We start from the raw sequence: 15,322 nt of genomic DNA, 5'->3' as shown, positions 1-15,322 counted from the left end.
TGGATACTTTAAGGTATCCGCCACAACTATTTTTTACAATAAAATCGTACAAACATTTAACTGTACGTCTCGTTATTTTTTATCCGTACTTGTATTAACCGATTCAACATCATTCTTTACGGCTTTTTTACCAACTTCTAAAATATCTTCAGCATTCACAGTCCAAACAACATTCGCAAACCCATTTCCACTTGCTTGCGCTCGTGCCGTTATGGTTGGATTTTTTAATTCTACCGGTGCATTAAAATGTATTTCTTTTAAATCTACGTAGTCCGGCAATGTTACCTCAATTTGTTCCCCTTGGGTCGAGGACGCTAAATTATAGATACGAGATTCCAATTGATCCGTTCTGACGCCTCGTTCCCGATCAAAATACATTTTTTCTCTTGCCAATCCCATAAAAATCATATCGCCAAACGTTATCTTTGCATCTGGTTTAATCCCACTTCTAAAATTCATCATATATCGCTCCTTTTGTTATCTAAAATATTTAACATTATTCCTATCTTTCAATTTGATATTTATCTGTACCGCTCCTATCATGGCGCTTATCAGTCGCTACTTTCAGATCACGGCGACATTCTAGTAGGTAATGTTTTATTACCATCAGGACGCTTCTTCTAGCCTCCTACAACATTTTCAAAAGTGTCTAGCTGTGTACACTTAATACTAACGCGTGACATTTTTGCCAAGATGCCCTATAATAAAAGTGTTCAGGTTTTATAAAGGCGTATTTGGCAGGATTGTCATATACGCTTTCTTTCTATATATAGTTTTCAATGTGCAATACCTTAAAAAGTATTATTTTTTTGTTTCAAATCGCTACAATCTTTCTCAAAAAAAATTTTCCAATCAAACCCAATCACTTCAGCGATTTGTTTAGCAACTTTAACGCTAGGACTTCTTAAACCTAACTCAATTTGAGAGTAATAAGGACGTTTAATATTTGAACGAATCGCTACTTCCTCTTGAGTTAACTTTTGATTTGTCCTTTTTCTATACAACCATTCTCTTTTTGTCATACCATCTTATCACCCGCCTTTTTTGTAGCGTTTTGCTACTTGATAATTCTTATTATACAGTAGCGTTTCGCTACAGTCAATGATTATTTTGTACTTTTTTGAAACAAATATTTAATGTAGCTTTATGCTACAGTATAATATAGATAAACAAATCTAATGATGGAAACGAGGAGTTATCATGTTGGGAGATAGACTAAAAAAATTACGAACAGCAAAGAATTTATCTCAACAAGAACTATCACAAAAACTTAATTTAAATAGAGGTACGTACGCTCATTATGAACTCAACAAAAGGCACCCCGACTACGAATCGCTAAAAAAATTATCAGATATATTTAATGTATCCATTGATTATTTAATCACTGGAAATGAACATAGTAATTCTCCTGAAGAAATGTGGAAGGAATTTTTAGACCCGAAAACACAAATATTTTTTAAAGACTTACAAGACGCACCAGAAGAAAAAATAGATGAATTGATACGTTTTTGGGAATTTATCAAAGAAAGAGACAAAAAAAAATAAGCCTATTATTGGGCTTTTTTTATACTCATTAAACGAACATACATTCTAGAAAGGAGACAAACTATGAATTATCATACAACTTTATTAGAAGATGCAATCGAACAATTTTATTTCAGTTTAAACATTCACCATCCTCAAGAATTAAAGATGAAAGCGATAGCTGAACTTTTAGAAATTCCAATCCATTTTGTACCTATTTCAAGCAGAACTTATAATGGAGAAATTATCATTGATTCCCGTTTGTCTCCTGAACTACAATGGGAACATTTCGGGCATGAACTTTGTCACGTTTTACTGCATTTCGGAAATCAAATTCTGAATATAAACACTCTTTTCTTCCAATACCAAGAATGGAAAGCAAATAACTTTATGCTTCATTTTTGTGTACCTACTTTTATGTTGCAAAAATATAATATAACTAATATTAACGAAGGAATACCGTTTATAATGGAAGAATTTAAAGTCACTCAAGAAATGGCAGAAATAAGATTGAATCATTTTAGAAATCAACTACAAATATCAAAATTACAACAACAATTTAATGCATAATTTCAAAGTGATTAATACAACAAAAATAATCCCTACCAACTTATTTTTTGGTAGGGATTTTGGTACAGAACTATGTCATTTTTAACTTATTTTTTTCGTTTAGATTCGAATAAACACTGTTAAATAGGCGTTAACTCTTCAAATAAAGTTATGTCATTATTCCACCTGTGTTGTTCCACAATTGCGCCCTTTAATTGAAGATTCCAAACCAGTAAACATCTTTCAACCCAATTAGTAGTGATGGTTTTCTTCGGCAGCTATTGCGTCTGCTTTCGTTTCATGAACGGTTCCAAATGGATGGTTAGGCGGAGCATATATCGAATAAAGTTTTAATGGAATGTTACCTGTATTTGTTAGATTATGCCATGCTCCAGCAGGTATTACGATTGCGGAATCATCATAAACATTCCTTTGGAAGTTTAAATTATCTTTACTATTTCCCATCTGAGTAATACCCTGACCCTGTTCAATACGTAAGAATTGATCAACATCAGGATGCATTTCTATTCCAATATCTTCTCCGGGATTCAGACTCATTAATGTAACCTGCAAATGATTTCCTGTCCATATGGCTGTACGAAATGTATTATTTTGCTTAGCAGCTTGGTTTATATTCACGACAAATGGTTCTCTTCCATGATCTTTTAGTACGGTACCTGCATAGCTTTGAGTGTTTGTATGTGGCCAAAAGTAATTTGCATAACCGGATTCATTTGACATACACCGGCAATCAGGAATCTTGTAACAGTCACACATTGGTGGATTAGCATAATAAGGATACGCGTAAGGATATGGATAACGATACATATTTTTTCATTCCTCTCATGGCATATAGTTTATAAAATCATCATATGTCACATGCTTTGGAATGTTATTGCTGGACTACCTAATCAAGGTGTTTGTTCTTATCCGTTGACCATCCATAATATGGCCCGATTCAGGCACAATGCTTCTTCAACAACTGCGCCCGATTGCTTAATATGCAGTTGCTGTTTATAAGCTAAAAAAAGTTGTTCAATATTAAAGATAAAACAAAGAAAATAACAGTAAACACTATACCGCTTATATATTTTCTCGAAGAGCTTATTCCAATCTTTTTGAAATATATCCCCATAATAATGGTGTAAATTACTCCTGCTATCAAGGAGCCAACAATTGTTTTTATAATCAACTTTAATCCCCCCATAACGGAACAATCTGGCCCTATTACAGTACGAGCGCAAATCCTTATTCCAGAATTGCGCCCGTTTCTGGAAGATCATTTCAAACGCCTTATCAAAGAAATAGTTCCCCTAGTAGTGTTAACTAAATCGTACTCTTTTTAACGGAAAAAAAGTAAAATACCCCTCCAGCCATCCAGAAAGGTTCCCAAAAAGCTAACCTCCAAAACGTTGCATATGAATCTAAGTCAAATTCTAAAACGTTAAACACACTCAGGGAAATCGTAATGAAATTTAGTAAGCCATACAAGAACAATAAAGCTCCTATAATTTTTGTGACGTAATAAAGCATTCTGGTTATTATAGGCTTCTTCCATTGAATAAGAAGCATCAACAATAATAGTAACCCAAGTAATTTAATAAAACCGGTAAGCCAAACTATCATAACGAACGAGGGGGAAGGGTTTAGGGACATCTCATAAATAAACCCTCCTAGAGATTTAACACCAAGTAAGCCACCCATTGCCCAATAAAAGCTCATACCTGAAAAAATAATAGTCCAAACAATACCCAAAGCTATGAACCAATAACTCCTCTGCATTAGAAAACACCCCTCGATAATTCTACAAAATGGCCCTTTGCGGCAGACATTTATTCGATTATCGCGCCCGATTAAGGAACAACTTCTATAAGTTTAAGTCTGTCTGTGTTTAAATAGGGACTTTGATTTCACTATAAAAATAACGGCCACAATCGCAACAACACAGTTGAAACCCTCTATTATAAAGATGTTAAAATCGAGTATTTGCAATATGGCCGTAACAAAGTAAACTACGGCATTAGTCAAAATCGCGTATAGTAGAAATTTAATTTTCTGATTTCGCACGCTGTAAAGAACCAATAGCGAAAATCCTAAATGATGCGTAAAAACGAATACTCTCCCTAGGCCGGTCAAATCCATATAGGCAGGTGAATTAATCAATTGGTTACCCATAGAGGCATTAATCATTAATGAAATACTTACTCCCCCACGAAGAGTAGTACCTCAACTCCACCATGTCCGATTCCATAAGCAATACCGTCTTTCCAGTCTCGGTACTTTTTCAAAAGATAACGAAACCCAATGTATCTTCCTATCTCCTCAAATACGCCCGTAGCCAAACAACCATAAAGAGCAAAAAGATAGGGGTTTTTTAACCACTCCGATAAGGACGGATTGATCCCAAACACATATCGATGCAGCATTTGTTCCAGTATTTGCGAAAACACAATAAAAACCATAATTCCAATTAGAATCGGTTTCCAAGAAATCCGGTATTTTCTTATAAAATAAATTGTACAAAACAATGGAACCCCAATCGCTAGAATTCCCTCAAGCGCCATAAATATAATAGATACAGTATCAATCAAATTTATCATCCTTTTATTGCTTTATTCCTTTGAATGATTAATGCCCACCATTTAATTCGCCACTATTGAAGAAAAACCATAATCACATCGGTATCCAAACTCCCGCCGACCACTTCAACTATAGATCAAAAAAATATTGTCAGGACAGATGTTATTATGGGGATAACACCAAAAAGGTTTCCTTTTAGACAAGATGCCTCTTATATGTAAAATAGGGCTGAATCTTTTTCCATTCTCGCGCCCTATAATTGAACAATATGGTTACATATCCCAATCCTGAATCCATTGTTTCGGTAACTTAATCTTTGCCTGTTTAAGGGCGACAAAGTACTGTCCCTGATGAATGCCTTCGTGTTGTACTGCAGTATTTAACAGCTCTACTACAGATAAATATTCTTCACCCATCTTAATACGTTGATTACTTGCTTGTGTAAATGCAAAAGCTAATTCATTCATTGATCTGTCTAATTGCTCAATTAAATTGTCATCACTTGACGGTAGATTGCCTGGAAATTCTATAATACCAGTTCTTAATCCATCCCTATAAATATCTCTAACACGAATGATATGGATGAATAGTTTTCTTAGTGATCCTAAATTTTCAATCAACTGAACATCCCATTTATTTTCTGGAATTTCTTCTGCTAAAGTATTGATCATCTTAGCAGCATAAATAAAACCACTTGAATCTATGACTTTTCACCCCTTTAAAACAATACCTATCTTACCCAATTTCACCCCTAAAAATGGCTTTTGTTTGTTCCGTTAAATGGCCCTTTTGCTTAACAAATTTATTCGGTTATCGCGTCCGATTGCAGAAGACTTTATTTTTTATTTAATCTCTCTTTGAATCAACTATCTTTGTTTTCGTTTGCAAAATGCCAATGATAATCAAAGAGAGCAAATTCAGAGCAAATAGTACCCAATTATAGATAGTCACAGATCCTTCTAGAAGATAAGTTCCATACCTCAAAGTATTAATTCCTAAAACAGCTACTAACAAAATAAAGACTTTGGAATTCATATTTTTCATCACCTCTAATATTCCGCAAAATGGCACTATTGCGGCACATATTTATTCGATTATCGCGCCCGTTAATGGTATAAGTTAGCCAGATTTAGCATCGTTCTTTTTAAAATAAATTGTTAAAGTTAATACAATTCCATAAAAAAGTGACATCAACAATGAGTACCCACCGTAACTTAAATCGAATAACATATTACCACCAAATACTGGGATGGTAAAAATAAAATAAAAAGGATACTGTATTGAAACTATTAAGTCTAAAATACCGTTACCAATCATAGTTGACTCAAATGTTGCAATGACAAACACAAGGATACCTGATATAACGCCAACAATTGAAAACAGTTTTAATATCTTGCTTCCTTTCTTTGAGTACATTAGTAATAAGAACATAAACAATAGAGTTACTAATAAATTGAAAATGTTTATATTCAAATCTGGATGCTTCAATGCAGGCATTAAATTTACTGAAAAAGCCAATAAATATGAGCCTATTAAAAGTATTAAAAATTTATAATTCACACTAACTCCCCTTCACTCCATATAGTAATTACTTTCATAAAACGTTATTCCACAAAATGGCCCAATTCTGGCATAACACTGTTCGATTAACGTCAGCAATAGGTAAGCATTTGAAGTCATCTCCAGCTTTTCCCCTGCTCCACACGGAGCGTGCAGGTTTCCCCGCACTCCGCGTTCCATCTAACAAAATATACTGAGTTATAAGTTCCTCGTTACTTATTGTTTGAGATTTTCAAATTGTTTCAAGCTCACATTTCCTACGGAAACGATTGACTTTATTTATCATGTCTCCAGTAAGCTGAAACTCTTTTATAAGTCCATCAATCATCTTTTTATTAGTGGCATGAATTAACTTGTGTATCCCTTTATGCAGGATACGAAGGTTATCAAATTGGTCGTTTCCGCCAAGACTTAAAGGTACATAATGGTGGCAATGAACCTCAGCCGCGGACAATTCCACGCCTGTGATTTCACATTTTCCCATCTTCATACTGTACCTGCTGATTCGGTTATCCATGTATTCAATACTTCGGTTTGGAAGTGTTGATTTCATGAGTAAGCCTATTTCACTTTGGATGTCCGAACGCAACTTTTTGTGTATCATATTCCTTCCTTCTTCCGTGAAGGGCGTCATTTTTGGAGTAAACCCAAAGGTATTCAAAGTTTTTACATCCGCAAGTGGAAATAGATATACACCAGCGATTTGAAATGTTTTAAATCTATTAAGATACATTTTTTTATAAGTTGGTGGCGGATTAGCTGGGTGATCATATTTACCTACTGGTCTAAGCTGATTGTAGATGAACGCACCTAAATCATAGGCAAGACGTGAAAACTCGAGATTAACCTTGGTAGCCCTTTTGAAATATTGATGAATTCCCAAAACAAAACTATTGAAAAGCAACGCATTCATCGCCGAAGGAGAGGTTCTAATTCTTCGAATTAGTTTCTTTGCCTCCTCTTTGATTTTACGTTTTTTACTCGCTTTAATGCCGGTGCGTGCAACACGTTTTTTACCCTTTACGTCAGCCCGGATGGTGAATCCTAGAAATTCGGATTCTCTCTTTCGCAAATTCACTATCTGTGATTTTTCGGGCGAAATGTCCAGTCCCAAGTGGTCCTTGAGATATAGCCTTACGGCATGATACCATTTTTGAGCTGTTTTTCCATCCTTACATAAGATTTTAAAATCATCCGCATAGCGTACGAGATAGCCTTCTTTCAGATTAGTACGCTTTTTGGCTAGTGTTTCACCAGTCCTAGATTGAAAGGATTTGGAAAGAGGGAAGAACTCCCACTGTCCCGCAACCCACTGGTCGAGGTCATTCAACACAATGTTTGCAAGTAAAGTTGATAACAATCCACCCTGTGGAACGCCTTGAGATGGTATCCCTTCACCATCTATTTCAGCTTTGAGCATTTTGGCAATACAAGCTAGTACCTTTCGGTCTTGAATTCCCATATTCCATAGTTGCTTAATAAGTAATGTATGGTTAATATGGTCAAAGAATCCCTTTATATCAATATCCACCACAAAATGAAAATGGGCTTGATTGATTAGAAATTGAATTCTTGCCATGGCGTGATGCGCAGAACGTAATGGTCTAAATCCGTAACTATGATTATAGAACTGGGCTTCCGCAATCGGTTCAAGTACCTGTTTAAAACATTGTTGAATGATTCGATCTAACATACAAGGGATGCCAAGGGGTCTCCACTTTCCATTATCTTTTTCAATCCATTTTCGTCTAACCTTTTTCGGACAATAGTTTTCTAGCTGGTTTTGGATTTCCATCATAAGTTTTTCCTCAGACCATTTTTTCATATCGCTTATCGTTCTTCTATCCGTTCCAGGTGTCTTAGACCCTTTGTTGGACTTGATAGTACGATAAGCAAGCAAGATATTTTCTCTTGATGTGATAACATCATAAAGATGTGAAAAAGCTTGTTGATTCAAACTTTTATCATACAGATCCGTAAACGTTTCCGTCATATCGTAGTAATCCCAATATCGCAAAGCTTGCACTGTGGCATCCCTCCTATTGGAGTGATGTTCCCACGTTCCTACCCGACCGGTGCAATGCACGTGTGGAAAATAACTTTTCATTTCATTAGACTTGGGGCTGTTCCTCCATTCCCATTACAGGAACTTCGTCAGTCATGCCCCTACCCTCGCAAGGATAAATGCTTTTTGGCATAAGCCTTATAGCAACCGTTTCGGATGACAGTCCTTGTTTCAACGTTCCTTGTTTTCCAAGTCCCTTACAACCTAGCTATCCGTACTGAACTTAGGTGTTCCCCTGGAAGCCTGTGAGCTGGATACCGCCTTTGTCCGGTATAGCGTGTTTCATAGGGCGCATTTTTACTGCACACCACTCACCCCATCGCTAGATAGGACATAAGTTTCCCTATGTTCAAACTTTAGACCTGTATATTCGGTTATTCGTCAGTTTCATTTCGCTGAAACCATTCTCACCATATCCAGTTTTTCAGCCGCGCGGCATATCAGTTGGCATACCTTCTCCTACGGAGTGGCTTCAGCCTTCGTTCTGCCGAATCTACCTGTACTTCAAACCCCATGACCTGCCAGTCATGACGCAAGCAGGAGTATTGACGGGATGGTTTCGGGAAACATGGTTCCTTCATTCCCATCCTCCGTTGTAAAGTTTGGATTAACTATAAGTAATCCGCTGCATTTCACGCTTCAAAGCGCTTATAGCATAGCTTGTCGAACGGCGCCCGTTAGCTTAAGTACATTTCATCACAAACTTAAGTTTAATTGCAGGAATGCTACTAATTTTTATTCGTTTTGGATTAAATTTCTATCAGTTATTTATTTTTATGGTATAAGTTTAAATGCCATTGCAGATAATACCCCTATAACAAATTAGGGGGGATAAAATGGAAGAAGCAACGACAAGTAATAATGGAGTGACTGGATCTAATAAACTAAACCTTACAGGTCTTGGTGTTGGAGCAATTGTACTAACCACTGTTTATACGGCGGTTTTGGCTTCACAGTTAATGGCTACCAAACATAAAGTCGATTACCTTTATTACAAAGAAATAACACATAATAAGTAGCTATATATAGACGGTGCTTTTTTGACCGTCTTTTATTATGTATAAAATAGCTTATTAAACTAACTTGCTGCGTTAGTCAAATAAGCCTTACTCCATAATATGGCCCGTTTGCGGAATTAAAAGAATCCACCATATCAACATAATTGTATCAAACTTTATTTCAAAGCCACAAATTAAAAACTTGATATAATCCCATCAAAATTATATAATGGTTTTGCTTGCGATTTTTAACTATATTACATCATGGGGCTGTAGTTCAGTGGGAGAATATTTGTCTGGCAGACAAAGGGTCACGGGTTCGAATCCCGTCAGCTCCATTTCAAAACATCACTCTTACTTATTCTAATTACAGAATGAGAAGAGTGTTTTTTAATTCGAAAAAGGTTGTAGAGCCTCATTTTTATTATTGTAGTGAAACCATCCAGTTCGGGAGAGCGCTTGGCTGGCAGCCAAGAGGTCATCGGTTCGAGCCCGATATGCTCCATAATGAAGCAAAGGTTAGCTGGACGTTCTACTAGAGTGTCCAGCTAACCTTTTTATACTCCACAATATTTTTTCAGGAAATATAATTTCTTAGGAGGTTGAGATATGATGCTTGTTTTCTCTGAAGATTACTGTGAAAGATGTATTACTTGGGGTTCAAATGTAGAGTTAACTTGTAGGTCGATCCAATTATGACTGAACATGTTTAAAATGACTTCTCGTTTCAACCGTAAAATTATCAAACTTCTCTTCTAAACGAGCCTGACTGGTTGCAAATGATTTTTGATTCACTTCTAGGCGAATTTGTCTTTCTTCCATACGAGTTTGATTAACAGCAAGAATTTATTAACTTTTTCTACTTGACCAAGTTTCTCTCCAAAGGTATTTAAATTTTGCTCAACTCGATCCAGCCTCTTGCCAAAGGTATTCAAGTTTTCCTCAAATCGAACTTGACCTTGTTGTAGGATTTCCAAATGTTCTAAAATAGTATTTAATTTCTCCTGCACATCCACCCTCCTTTCCTAATATTATACCACGATACATATAAAAAACTATCAAAAATATAAATCTATTTACTTTCACTCACCGCCCTCATCAAGTGCACGACATACTGATCCAACCGTTCCTCCATCATTTTATCCGTTAATCCTATAACACCAAATTCCTTCCAGCCCGGGTATACTTTTGGATATTCTTCAGAAAGCATGTCCATTAATGAAATAAGATCCCAATAGAGGTCATAGGTAAATGCTTTTCCGGCAAGTCGATTATATGCATCTAAAAATCCATCAGCGGTTTTAACATCGTACAACATCGCCAGGTTTACTCTGCAATGTCCAATATCAATCCCTGATGGCCCTTGGCAGGCATTCACAAAGTCCACGACACCACTGACTGCGCCATCACGCCACATCACATTTGCAGGATAATAATCTCGATGGATGAAGTTATTTTTAGCATTAGGGCGCGGTCCTTTTGCAATAGCTATTGCCTTTTCCCATACATCTGGAACACTAGACCATTCCGGGATCTCAACCTTTGAAATGTCATTATAGGAAAAATAAATCCATGGAAAATCACTGACTTCAACAGCATGAATTTTACAAGTACACCTGCAAGACCAGCTAACCATTCATGCATACCCCTTGGCTTTAATTCAACACTTCCCTCAAGCTTTGTCATTAAAACTACTGGAACACCACATATTTTTTATTTCTCCCCTTCATACTCTAATCTTTTTTGACTGATTATATAATACTTCTAAGTAAATCGCCAAAAACCCCTGCGTTTAAATTCACCCAATTAAGGAAATATGCTTTATAACCAACTATTTAAAGGATGGTGAAAATATGCAGGCAGTAACATTTCAAGGTAAAGAGGCAATGGAGACGAAAAGAGTCGACGATCCAACTATCCAAGAAAATGATGACATGATTGTCCGGATTACCGCTAGTGGAATTTGCGGATCAGATCTTCACCTATATAAGGGTGGGATCGTTCCGGCAAATGATTATGTTGTTGGGCATGAGCCAATGGGAATTGTTGAAGAAGTCGGTCCAAATGTAAAAAACTTGAAAAAGGGAGACCGAGTAGTCATCCCTTTTAACATTGGATGTGGAGATTGCTTCTTCTGTAATAACCAAATGGAAAGTCAATGTGATAACTCGAACCCTCACGGAGAACCTGGTGGTTTGTTTGGATTTGGCGAGGACTTTGGGAATCATCCCGGCGGTCAGGCAGAATATTTACGTGTGCCCTATGCAGACTTCTCATCTTTTAAAATACCAGAGTCAAGTGAACTGGAAGATGAGCAAGTATTATTGTTATCCGATGTCATTCCTACTTCCTATTGGAGTGTGGAGCATAGTGGAGTGAAAGAAAATGACACAGTAATAATCTTAGGTTGCGGACCAATTGGGTTGATGACACAGAAATTCGCATGGCTAAAAGGAGCAAAGAGAGTAATTGCTGTAGATCAGATAGAGCATCGATTAGAACATGCGAAGAAAACAAATAATGTGGAAACGTACAGTTTTAAAGAATATGAAAAAATCGGACAGCTTTTACATGAAGATACAAAAGGTGGGGCTGATGTTGTCATTGATTGTGTTGGAATGGACGGAACCGTACCGCCTAAAACAGAGTTCGGGTCTGAAATGGACAATCAATTTGGAACAATTAGCCCGATCATTACCGCTTCACAAGCTGTACGGAAATTCGGTACGGTTCAATTAACAGGAGTGTATGGAAGCGATGCAAATAATTTTCCACTCGCAGACTTCTTTACACGTAACGTATCTTTAAAGATGGGACAAGCACCGGTAATTAATATCATGCCAAAACTTTACGAAATGATTGAGAACAAACAATTCGACCCAACAGATATTATCACACATCGAGTAGGCTTAGACAAAGCATCGAAGGTTTATGATATTTTTGATAAGAAAGAAGATGGAAGTATTAAAGTTATATTTAAGCCATAACTATTCCATGACAAATGTAGATTTATTTGCTAAACTGAAAATGAATGAACAATCAAATAAATAGTAACTACTAGGGGTGCCCAAAAATACGTGGGCTGAGAGGAAAGCACGTGTGAGCTTTCTGACTCTTACGGACCTGATCTGGATCATACCAGCGGAGGGAAGTAGTCAGACGAAATGTCTAATCTATCTTCAAATTCGAAGCCAGGTCCCCCACGGGATCTGGCTTTTTTGGTCTCTCCCTTGAGAGGAGGTAATTAATGAATCGAACACGCTTACTGACAACGATGGCCGTTTTCGTAGCAATCGGAGTCATTACCGCACAATTATTATGGTTCCCCGCAGGTGTTGCAAGAGCATACCCTGTCCAGCATGCTATTAACGTCATGGCTGCCATCATACTTGGCCCGGGTCCGGCTGTGGCTATCGCCTTTATGATCAGCCTGCTCAGGAACATGCTGGGGCTCGGGACATTACTCGCATTCCCCGGCGGCATGGTTGGAGCCTTTTTAGCCGGTTATCTCTATCAAAAATTCGGTAAAAGAGCGTTGGCAACAGTTGGTGAGGCATTTGGCAGTGGGATCATTGGTGCACTATTTGCTGTACCTTTTGCTCAACTTCTCATAGGAAGTTCTGTCGGTGCATTATTCTTTGTTCCTTCATTTCTAGTGAGCAGTATTACTGGAGCAATGATTGGCTGGTTTATTGTTTCAAAGATAAACTATGAAAAATTAGTGCGTATATAGTCTAGGAAACTACTATGCTTTAAGACTTTCAAACCTATTAGAGGAGGATTTATAAATGACACAAATTCCAACTGCATTTACGATTGCTGGCACAGATCCAAGTGGTGGGGCAGGTATTCAAGCAGACTTAAAAACATTTCAGGAATTAAAAAGCTATGGCATGTCTGTAATTACCTCTGTTGTTGCTCAAAACACAACCGGCGTCCAACGTGTTCACCATCTTCCCGTTGAAATGATCGAACAACAGCTGGATTCCGTGATTTCCGATATTCCGGTTCACGCATTTAAAACAGGAATGATTGCAAATAAGGACATGATGAAAGTGATCGCAAAACGTGTTTCAGACCTGGATGCATTCTATGTCATGGATCCGGTTATGGTTGCTACAAGTGGAGACTCCCTGATCGATCAGGATTCGCGTCATTTTTTACGTGAGAACCTCTTGCCATTAACAACGTTAGTTACACCAAATATTCCGGAAGCTGAATTTATTACCGGGGATAAAATTGAGACAACCGATGACATGAAGCAGGCTGCGGAAAAAATTGTTGAGGATTTCGGTGCTGATGCAGCTCTTGTTAAAGGTGGCCATATGTCTGGCAAAGCTGTGGATTTTTTATATGACGGCATGACGATAAGCACCTTTACGGCTGATCGAATTGATACAAAAAATACACATGGAACAGGGTGCAGCTATTCCGCTGCCATTACAGCCTATTTAAGTCAAGGTATACCACTGCAGAAAGCTGTTCAAAAAGCAAAACATTTTGTAACAGCTGCAATTAAGCATTCCTTTGAACTTGGTTCCGGAAGCGGTCCTACCAATCATTGGGCAACAAGAGAGGAGGCGGTGAAACAATGAATCCAAACATTATTCAAGAGGTACGGGAAAATAGTCCATTGATTCATCATCTGACAAATCAGGTTGTCATGAATTTTACAGCGAACGGTCTATTATCCTTTGGTGGAGCACCAGTTATGGCAAAAGCAGAAGAAGAAGCTGCTGAAATGGCTTCTGCTGCCGACGGGGTTCTCCTTAATATTGGCACACTTACATCCGTTGAGCTTTCAGCAATGATTCTCGCTGGAAAAGCTGCAAGCGAAAAAGGTATTCCAGTAGTACTCGACCCGGTAGGAGTTGCAGCCACCTCTTTTCGCCAATCCGCCGTTAAGAGAATCCTAGAAGAAGTAAAGCCAACCGTAATCAAAGGAAACGCAGGTGAAATGGCCCAACTTGTACAAATCCCCTGGGAAACAAGAGGTGTTGAATCAGTTGGGGATGGAAATGCTGAAGAAATTGCTGTTAAGGTTGCAGAAGTCTATGAAACGGCAGCTGTCGTAACCGGAGAAACAGACATTATTTGTACTGGAAATGATGTTATCTCCAATGAAACTGGTGACCCACTTTTAGAAAAAATAACAGGCGCTGGTTGTTTATTGGGATCTATTTTAACAGCCTGTTTGACAACGGACGAACGGATCGAGGAACAGGTTTTAACGGCAGTCGATTTTTATGGGTTAGCAGCTGAATACGCCGCTTCACATGACGAAGTGAGAGGATCTGGAACCTTTTTGCCCCGCTTCATTGATGCACTTTCACTTGGGCCTGGAACGCTTGAAAGGAGATAACCAATGTCATTTATATTACAGCAAAGCTTACGTAAATATTTTATCATGGGTAGTCAAAATTGTGATTATGATCCTGCAGAAATACTGGAATCTGCTGCAAAAGCTGGAATAACGGCCTTTCAATTCCGTGAAAAGGGTGAAGGTTCATTGACTGGTATTGCAAAACTGGAATTAGGAAACCAATTGCGTGAAATTTGCCGGGAGCACCAGATTCCCTTCATCGTGAATGATGATGTTGAATTAGGTAAAACCTTAGATGCTGACGGGATTCATGTTGGCCAGAACGACCAATCGGTAAAAATGATCCGTGCGCTTTTCCCTGATAAAATCATCGGCCTTTCCGTATCAAATTCACATGAAGTTACCAGTAGCCCGATCTCTTTAGTCGATTACGTTGGTGCCGGTCCAGTTTTTACAACAAGCTCAAAGGCTGATGCAAAGAAAGCTGTTGGTCAGGAATGGATTACTGCATTACGCGAGCAATTCCCAAGCCTACCTATCGTAGGAATTGGTGGTATTACATTAAAGAATGCCGCTTCGGTTATCGAAGCCGGAGCAGATGGTGTTTCGGTTATTTCAGCAATTACAAAGGCTAAAAATATAAACGAAGTAGTTCAATCCCTATAGTTCTATCACAACTATAATCGAATCTATTATGTATAAAGGGGCAAAAATTTTTAAATT

At 37.7% G+C, this 15,322-nt stretch carries 20 protein-coding genes, 1 tRNA gene and 1 riboswitch; of the genes, 9 read left to right on the top strand and 12 right to left on the bottom strand.

Annotation, left to right across the window (positions count from 1 at the left end):
* Window positions 1–72 precede the first annotated feature (72 nt).
* Both KFZ58_RS02370 and KFZ58_RS02365 read right to left on the bottom strand, forming a co-directional pair.
* Complete coding sequence (locus KFZ58_RS02370; RefSeq protein WP_235793266.1) at window positions 73–459, bottom strand: DUF961 family protein; 387 nt, start codon at window positions 457–459, stop codon at window positions 73–75.
* Window positions 460–791: 332 nt separating this feature from the next.
* Window positions 792–1,022, bottom strand: a complete 231-nt coding sequence (locus tag KFZ58_RS02365; RefSeq protein ID WP_235793265.1) for a helix-turn-helix domain-containing protein — start codon at window positions 1,020–1,022, stop codon at window positions 792–794.
* Window positions 1,023–1,200: 178 nt separating this feature from the next.
* On the opposite strand from KFZ58_RS02365, the gene KFZ58_RS02360 reads away from it, so the two are divergent.
* Window positions 1,201–1,545: a helix-turn-helix domain-containing protein gene (locus KFZ58_RS02360; protein ID WP_235793264.1), complete on the top strand. Its 345-nt coding sequence runs from the start codon at window positions 1,201–1,203 to the stop codon at window positions 1,543–1,545.
* Between the two features lie 63 nt (window positions 1,546–1,608).
* Window positions 1,609–2,094, top strand: a complete 486-nt coding sequence (locus tag KFZ58_RS02355) for an ImmA/IrrE family metallo-endopeptidase (protein ID WP_235793263.1) — start codon at window positions 1,609–1,611, stop codon at window positions 2,092–2,094.
* Between the two features lie 231 nt (window positions 2,095–2,325).
* Here the strand turns inward: KFZ58_RS02355 and KFZ58_RS02350 are convergent, their stop codons facing one another.
* The 8 genes from KFZ58_RS02350 to KFZ58_RS02320 form a co-directional block, all read right to left on the bottom strand.
* Window positions 2,326–2,901 (bottom strand): cupin domain-containing protein, encoded by a 576-nt coding sequence (locus KFZ58_RS02350; RefSeq protein ID WP_068444938.1) that lies wholly within the window; start codon window positions 2,899–2,901, stop codon window positions 2,326–2,328.
* A 498-nt stretch (window positions 2,902–3,399) separates the two neighbouring features.
* Entirely contained in the window at window positions 3,400–3,855 is a 456-nt protein-coding gene (locus tag KFZ58_RS02345; protein WP_255695017.1) for a DUF3995 domain-containing protein, read from the bottom strand.
* 93 nt (window positions 3,856–3,948) lie between these two features.
* The gene (locus KFZ58_RS19285; protein ID WP_441360061.1) at window positions 3,949–4,248 is read right to left on the bottom strand and encodes a YhfC family glutamic-type intramembrane protease; all 300 of its coding nucleotides are present in this window, start codon (window positions 4,246–4,248) and stop codon (window positions 3,949–3,951) included.
* A gap of 26 nt (window positions 4,249–4,274) precedes the next feature.
* Complete coding sequence (locus KFZ58_RS19110; protein WP_255695016.1) at window positions 4,275–4,664, bottom strand: YhfC family intramembrane metalloprotease; 390 nt, start codon at window positions 4,662–4,664, stop codon at window positions 4,275–4,277.
* A gap of 261 nt (window positions 4,665–4,925) precedes the next feature.
* The gene (locus KFZ58_RS02335; RefSeq protein ID WP_235793262.1) at window positions 4,926–5,324 is read right to left on the bottom strand and encodes a DinB family protein; all 399 of its coding nucleotides are present in this window, start codon (window positions 5,322–5,324) and stop codon (window positions 4,926–4,928) included.
* A 448-nt stretch (window positions 5,325–5,772) separates the two neighbouring features.
* Complete coding sequence (locus KFZ58_RS02330; protein WP_235793261.1) at window positions 5,773–6,213, bottom strand: hypothetical protein; 441 nt, start codon at window positions 6,211–6,213, stop codon at window positions 5,773–5,775.
* A gap of 232 nt (window positions 6,214–6,445) precedes the next feature.
* On the bottom strand, window positions 6,446–8,239 hold the full coding sequence (gene ltrA / locus KFZ58_RS02325; protein ID WP_235791690.1) for a group II intron reverse transcriptase/maturase: 1,794 nt from the start codon (window positions 8,237–8,239) through the stop codon (window positions 6,446–6,448).
* 479 nt (window positions 8,240–8,718) lie between these two features.
* Window positions 8,719–8,859, bottom strand: coding sequence for a hypothetical protein (locus KFZ58_RS02320; protein ID WP_235791691.1), 141 nt, complete (start codon window positions 8,857–8,859; stop codon window positions 8,719–8,721).
* Between the two features lie 255 nt (window positions 8,860–9,114).
* Here KFZ58_RS02320 and KFZ58_RS02315 point away from each other — a divergent pair, with 255 nt between their 5' ends.
* Together KFZ58_RS02315 and KFZ58_RS02310 are read left to right on the top strand one after the other, a co-directional pair.
* Window positions 9,115–9,297 carry a hypothetical protein gene (locus tag KFZ58_RS02315; RefSeq protein WP_235793260.1) on the top strand — a complete coding sequence of 61 codons (183 nt, stop codon included), beginning with the start codon at window positions 9,115–9,117 and terminating at the stop codon, window positions 9,295–9,297.
* A gap of 245 nt (window positions 9,298–9,542) precedes the next feature.
* Window positions 9,543–9,614, top strand: a tRNA-Ala gene (locus KFZ58_RS02310).
* A gap of 459 nt (window positions 9,615–10,073) precedes the next feature.
* Here KFZ58_RS02310 and KFZ58_RS02305 read toward each other — a convergent pair.
* Window positions 10,074–10,286 carry a hypothetical protein gene (locus KFZ58_RS02305; protein WP_235793259.1) on the bottom strand — a complete coding sequence of 71 codons (213 nt, stop codon included), beginning with the start codon at window positions 10,284–10,286 and terminating at the stop codon, window positions 10,074–10,076.
* A 62-nt stretch (window positions 10,287–10,348) separates the two neighbouring features.
* Complete coding sequence (locus tag KFZ58_RS02300) at window positions 10,349–10,912, bottom strand: aminoglycoside phosphotransferase family protein (RefSeq protein ID WP_235793258.1); 564 nt, start codon at window positions 10,910–10,912, stop codon at window positions 10,349–10,351.
* A gap of 217 nt (window positions 10,913–11,129) precedes the next feature.
* Here KFZ58_RS02300 and KFZ58_RS02295 point away from each other — a divergent pair, with 217 nt between their 5' ends.
* The 5 genes from KFZ58_RS02295 to thiE all read left to right on the top strand — a co-directional run bounded on the left by KFZ58_RS02295 (window position 11,130) and on the right by thiE (window position 15,265).
* The gene (locus KFZ58_RS02295) at window positions 11,130–12,263 is read left to right on the top strand and encodes an alcohol dehydrogenase catalytic domain-containing protein (protein WP_235793257.1); all 1,134 of its coding nucleotides are present in this window, start codon (window positions 11,130–11,132) and stop codon (window positions 12,261–12,263) included.
* Between the two features lie 62 nt (window positions 12,264–12,325).
* Window positions 12,326–12,443, top strand: a riboswitch (TPP riboswitch).
* An 80-nt stretch (window positions 12,444–12,523) separates the two neighbouring features.
* Window positions 12,524–13,009 (top strand): energy coupling factor transporter S component ThiW, encoded by a 486-nt coding sequence (gene thiW / locus KFZ58_RS02290; RefSeq protein WP_235793256.1) that lies wholly within the window; start codon window positions 12,524–12,526, stop codon window positions 13,007–13,009.
* A gap of 55 nt (window positions 13,010–13,064) precedes the next feature.
* Window positions 13,065–13,871, top strand: coding sequence for a bifunctional hydroxymethylpyrimidine kinase/phosphomethylpyrimidine kinase (thiD, locus tag KFZ58_RS02285; RefSeq protein ID WP_235793255.1), 807 nt, complete (start codon window positions 13,065–13,067; stop codon window positions 13,869–13,871).
* Window positions 13,868–14,638, top strand: a complete 771-nt coding sequence (gene thiM, locus KFZ58_RS02280; RefSeq protein WP_235793254.1) for a hydroxyethylthiazole kinase — start codon at window positions 13,868–13,870, stop codon at window positions 14,636–14,638. Before thiD ends, thiM begins: the two co-directional genes overlap by 4 nt.
* 3 nt (window positions 14,639–14,641) lie before the next feature.
* Window positions 14,642–15,265, top strand: coding sequence for a thiamine phosphate synthase (gene thiE, locus KFZ58_RS02275; RefSeq protein ID WP_235793253.1), 624 nt, complete (start codon window positions 14,642–14,644; stop codon window positions 15,263–15,265).
* The last annotated feature ends 57 nt before the right edge of the window (window positions 15,266–15,322 follow it).

The sequence above is a fragment of the Virgibacillus sp. NKC19-16 genome (assembly GCF_021560035.1).
GTDB classification, from domain to species: Bacteria; Bacillota; Bacilli; order Bacillales; family Amphibacillaceae; genus Virgibacillus_L; species Virgibacillus_L salidurans.
Note: the sequence above shows the minus strand (reverse complement) of the source record. Positions and strands in the feature narration are given on the sequence as shown.

Bases quoted from the DNA above. Each gene is read 5' to 3' on its own strand.
- KFZ58_RS02370 (WP_235793266.1), bottom strand. From the start codon at position 459: ATGAATTTTAGAAGTGGGATTAAACCAGATGCAAAGATAACGTTTGGC.
- KFZ58_RS02365 (WP_235793265.1), bottom strand. From the start codon at position 1,022: ATGACAAAAAGAGAATGGTTGTATAGAAAAAGGACAAATCAAAAGTTA.
- KFZ58_RS02360 (WP_235793264.1), top strand. From the start codon at position 1,201: ATGTTGGGAGATAGACTAAAAAAATTACGAACAGCAAAGAATTTATCT.
- KFZ58_RS02355 (WP_235793263.1), top strand. From the start codon at position 1,609: ATGAATTATCATACAACTTTATTAGAAGATGCAATCGAACAATTTTAT.
- KFZ58_RS02350 (WP_068444938.1), bottom strand. From the start codon at position 2,901: ATGTATCGTTATCCATATCCTTACGCGTATCCTTATTATGCTAATCCA.
- KFZ58_RS02345 (WP_255695017.1), bottom strand. From the start codon at position 3,855: ATGCAGAGGAGTTATTGGTTCATAGCTTTGGGTATTGTTTGGACTATT.
- KFZ58_RS19285 (WP_441360061.1), bottom strand. From the start codon at position 4,248: ATGGGTAACCAATTGATTAATTCACCTGCCTATATGGATTTGACCGGC.
- KFZ58_RS02335 (WP_235793262.1), bottom strand. From the start codon at position 5,324: ATGATCAATACTTTAGCAGAAGAAATTCCAGAAAATAAATGGGATGTT.
- KFZ58_RS02320 (WP_235791691.1), bottom strand. From the start codon at position 8,859: ATGAAGGAACCATGTTTCCCGAAACCATCCCGTCAATACTCCTGCTTG.
- KFZ58_RS02315 (WP_235793260.1), top strand. From the start codon at position 9,115: ATGGAAGAAGCAACGACAAGTAATAATGGAGTGACTGGATCTAATAAA.
- KFZ58_RS02300 (WP_235793258.1), bottom strand. From the start codon at position 10,912: ATGGTTAGCTGGTCTTGCAGGTGTACTTGTAAAATTCATGCTGTTGAA.
- KFZ58_RS02295 (WP_235793257.1), top strand. From the start codon at position 11,130: ATGCAGGCAGTAACATTTCAAGGTAAAGAGGCAATGGAGACGAAAAGA.
- thiW (WP_235793256.1), top strand. From the start codon at position 12,524: ATGAATCGAACACGCTTACTGACAACGATGGCCGTTTTCGTAGCAATC.
- thiD (WP_235793255.1), top strand. From the start codon at position 13,065: ATGACACAAATTCCAACTGCATTTACGATTGCTGGCACAGATCCAAGT.
- thiM (WP_235793254.1), top strand. From the start codon at position 13,868: ATGAATCCAAACATTATTCAAGAGGTACGGGAAAATAGTCCATTGATT.
- thiE (WP_235793253.1), top strand. From the start codon at position 14,642: ATGTCATTTATATTACAGCAAAGCTTACGTAAATATTTTATCATGGGT.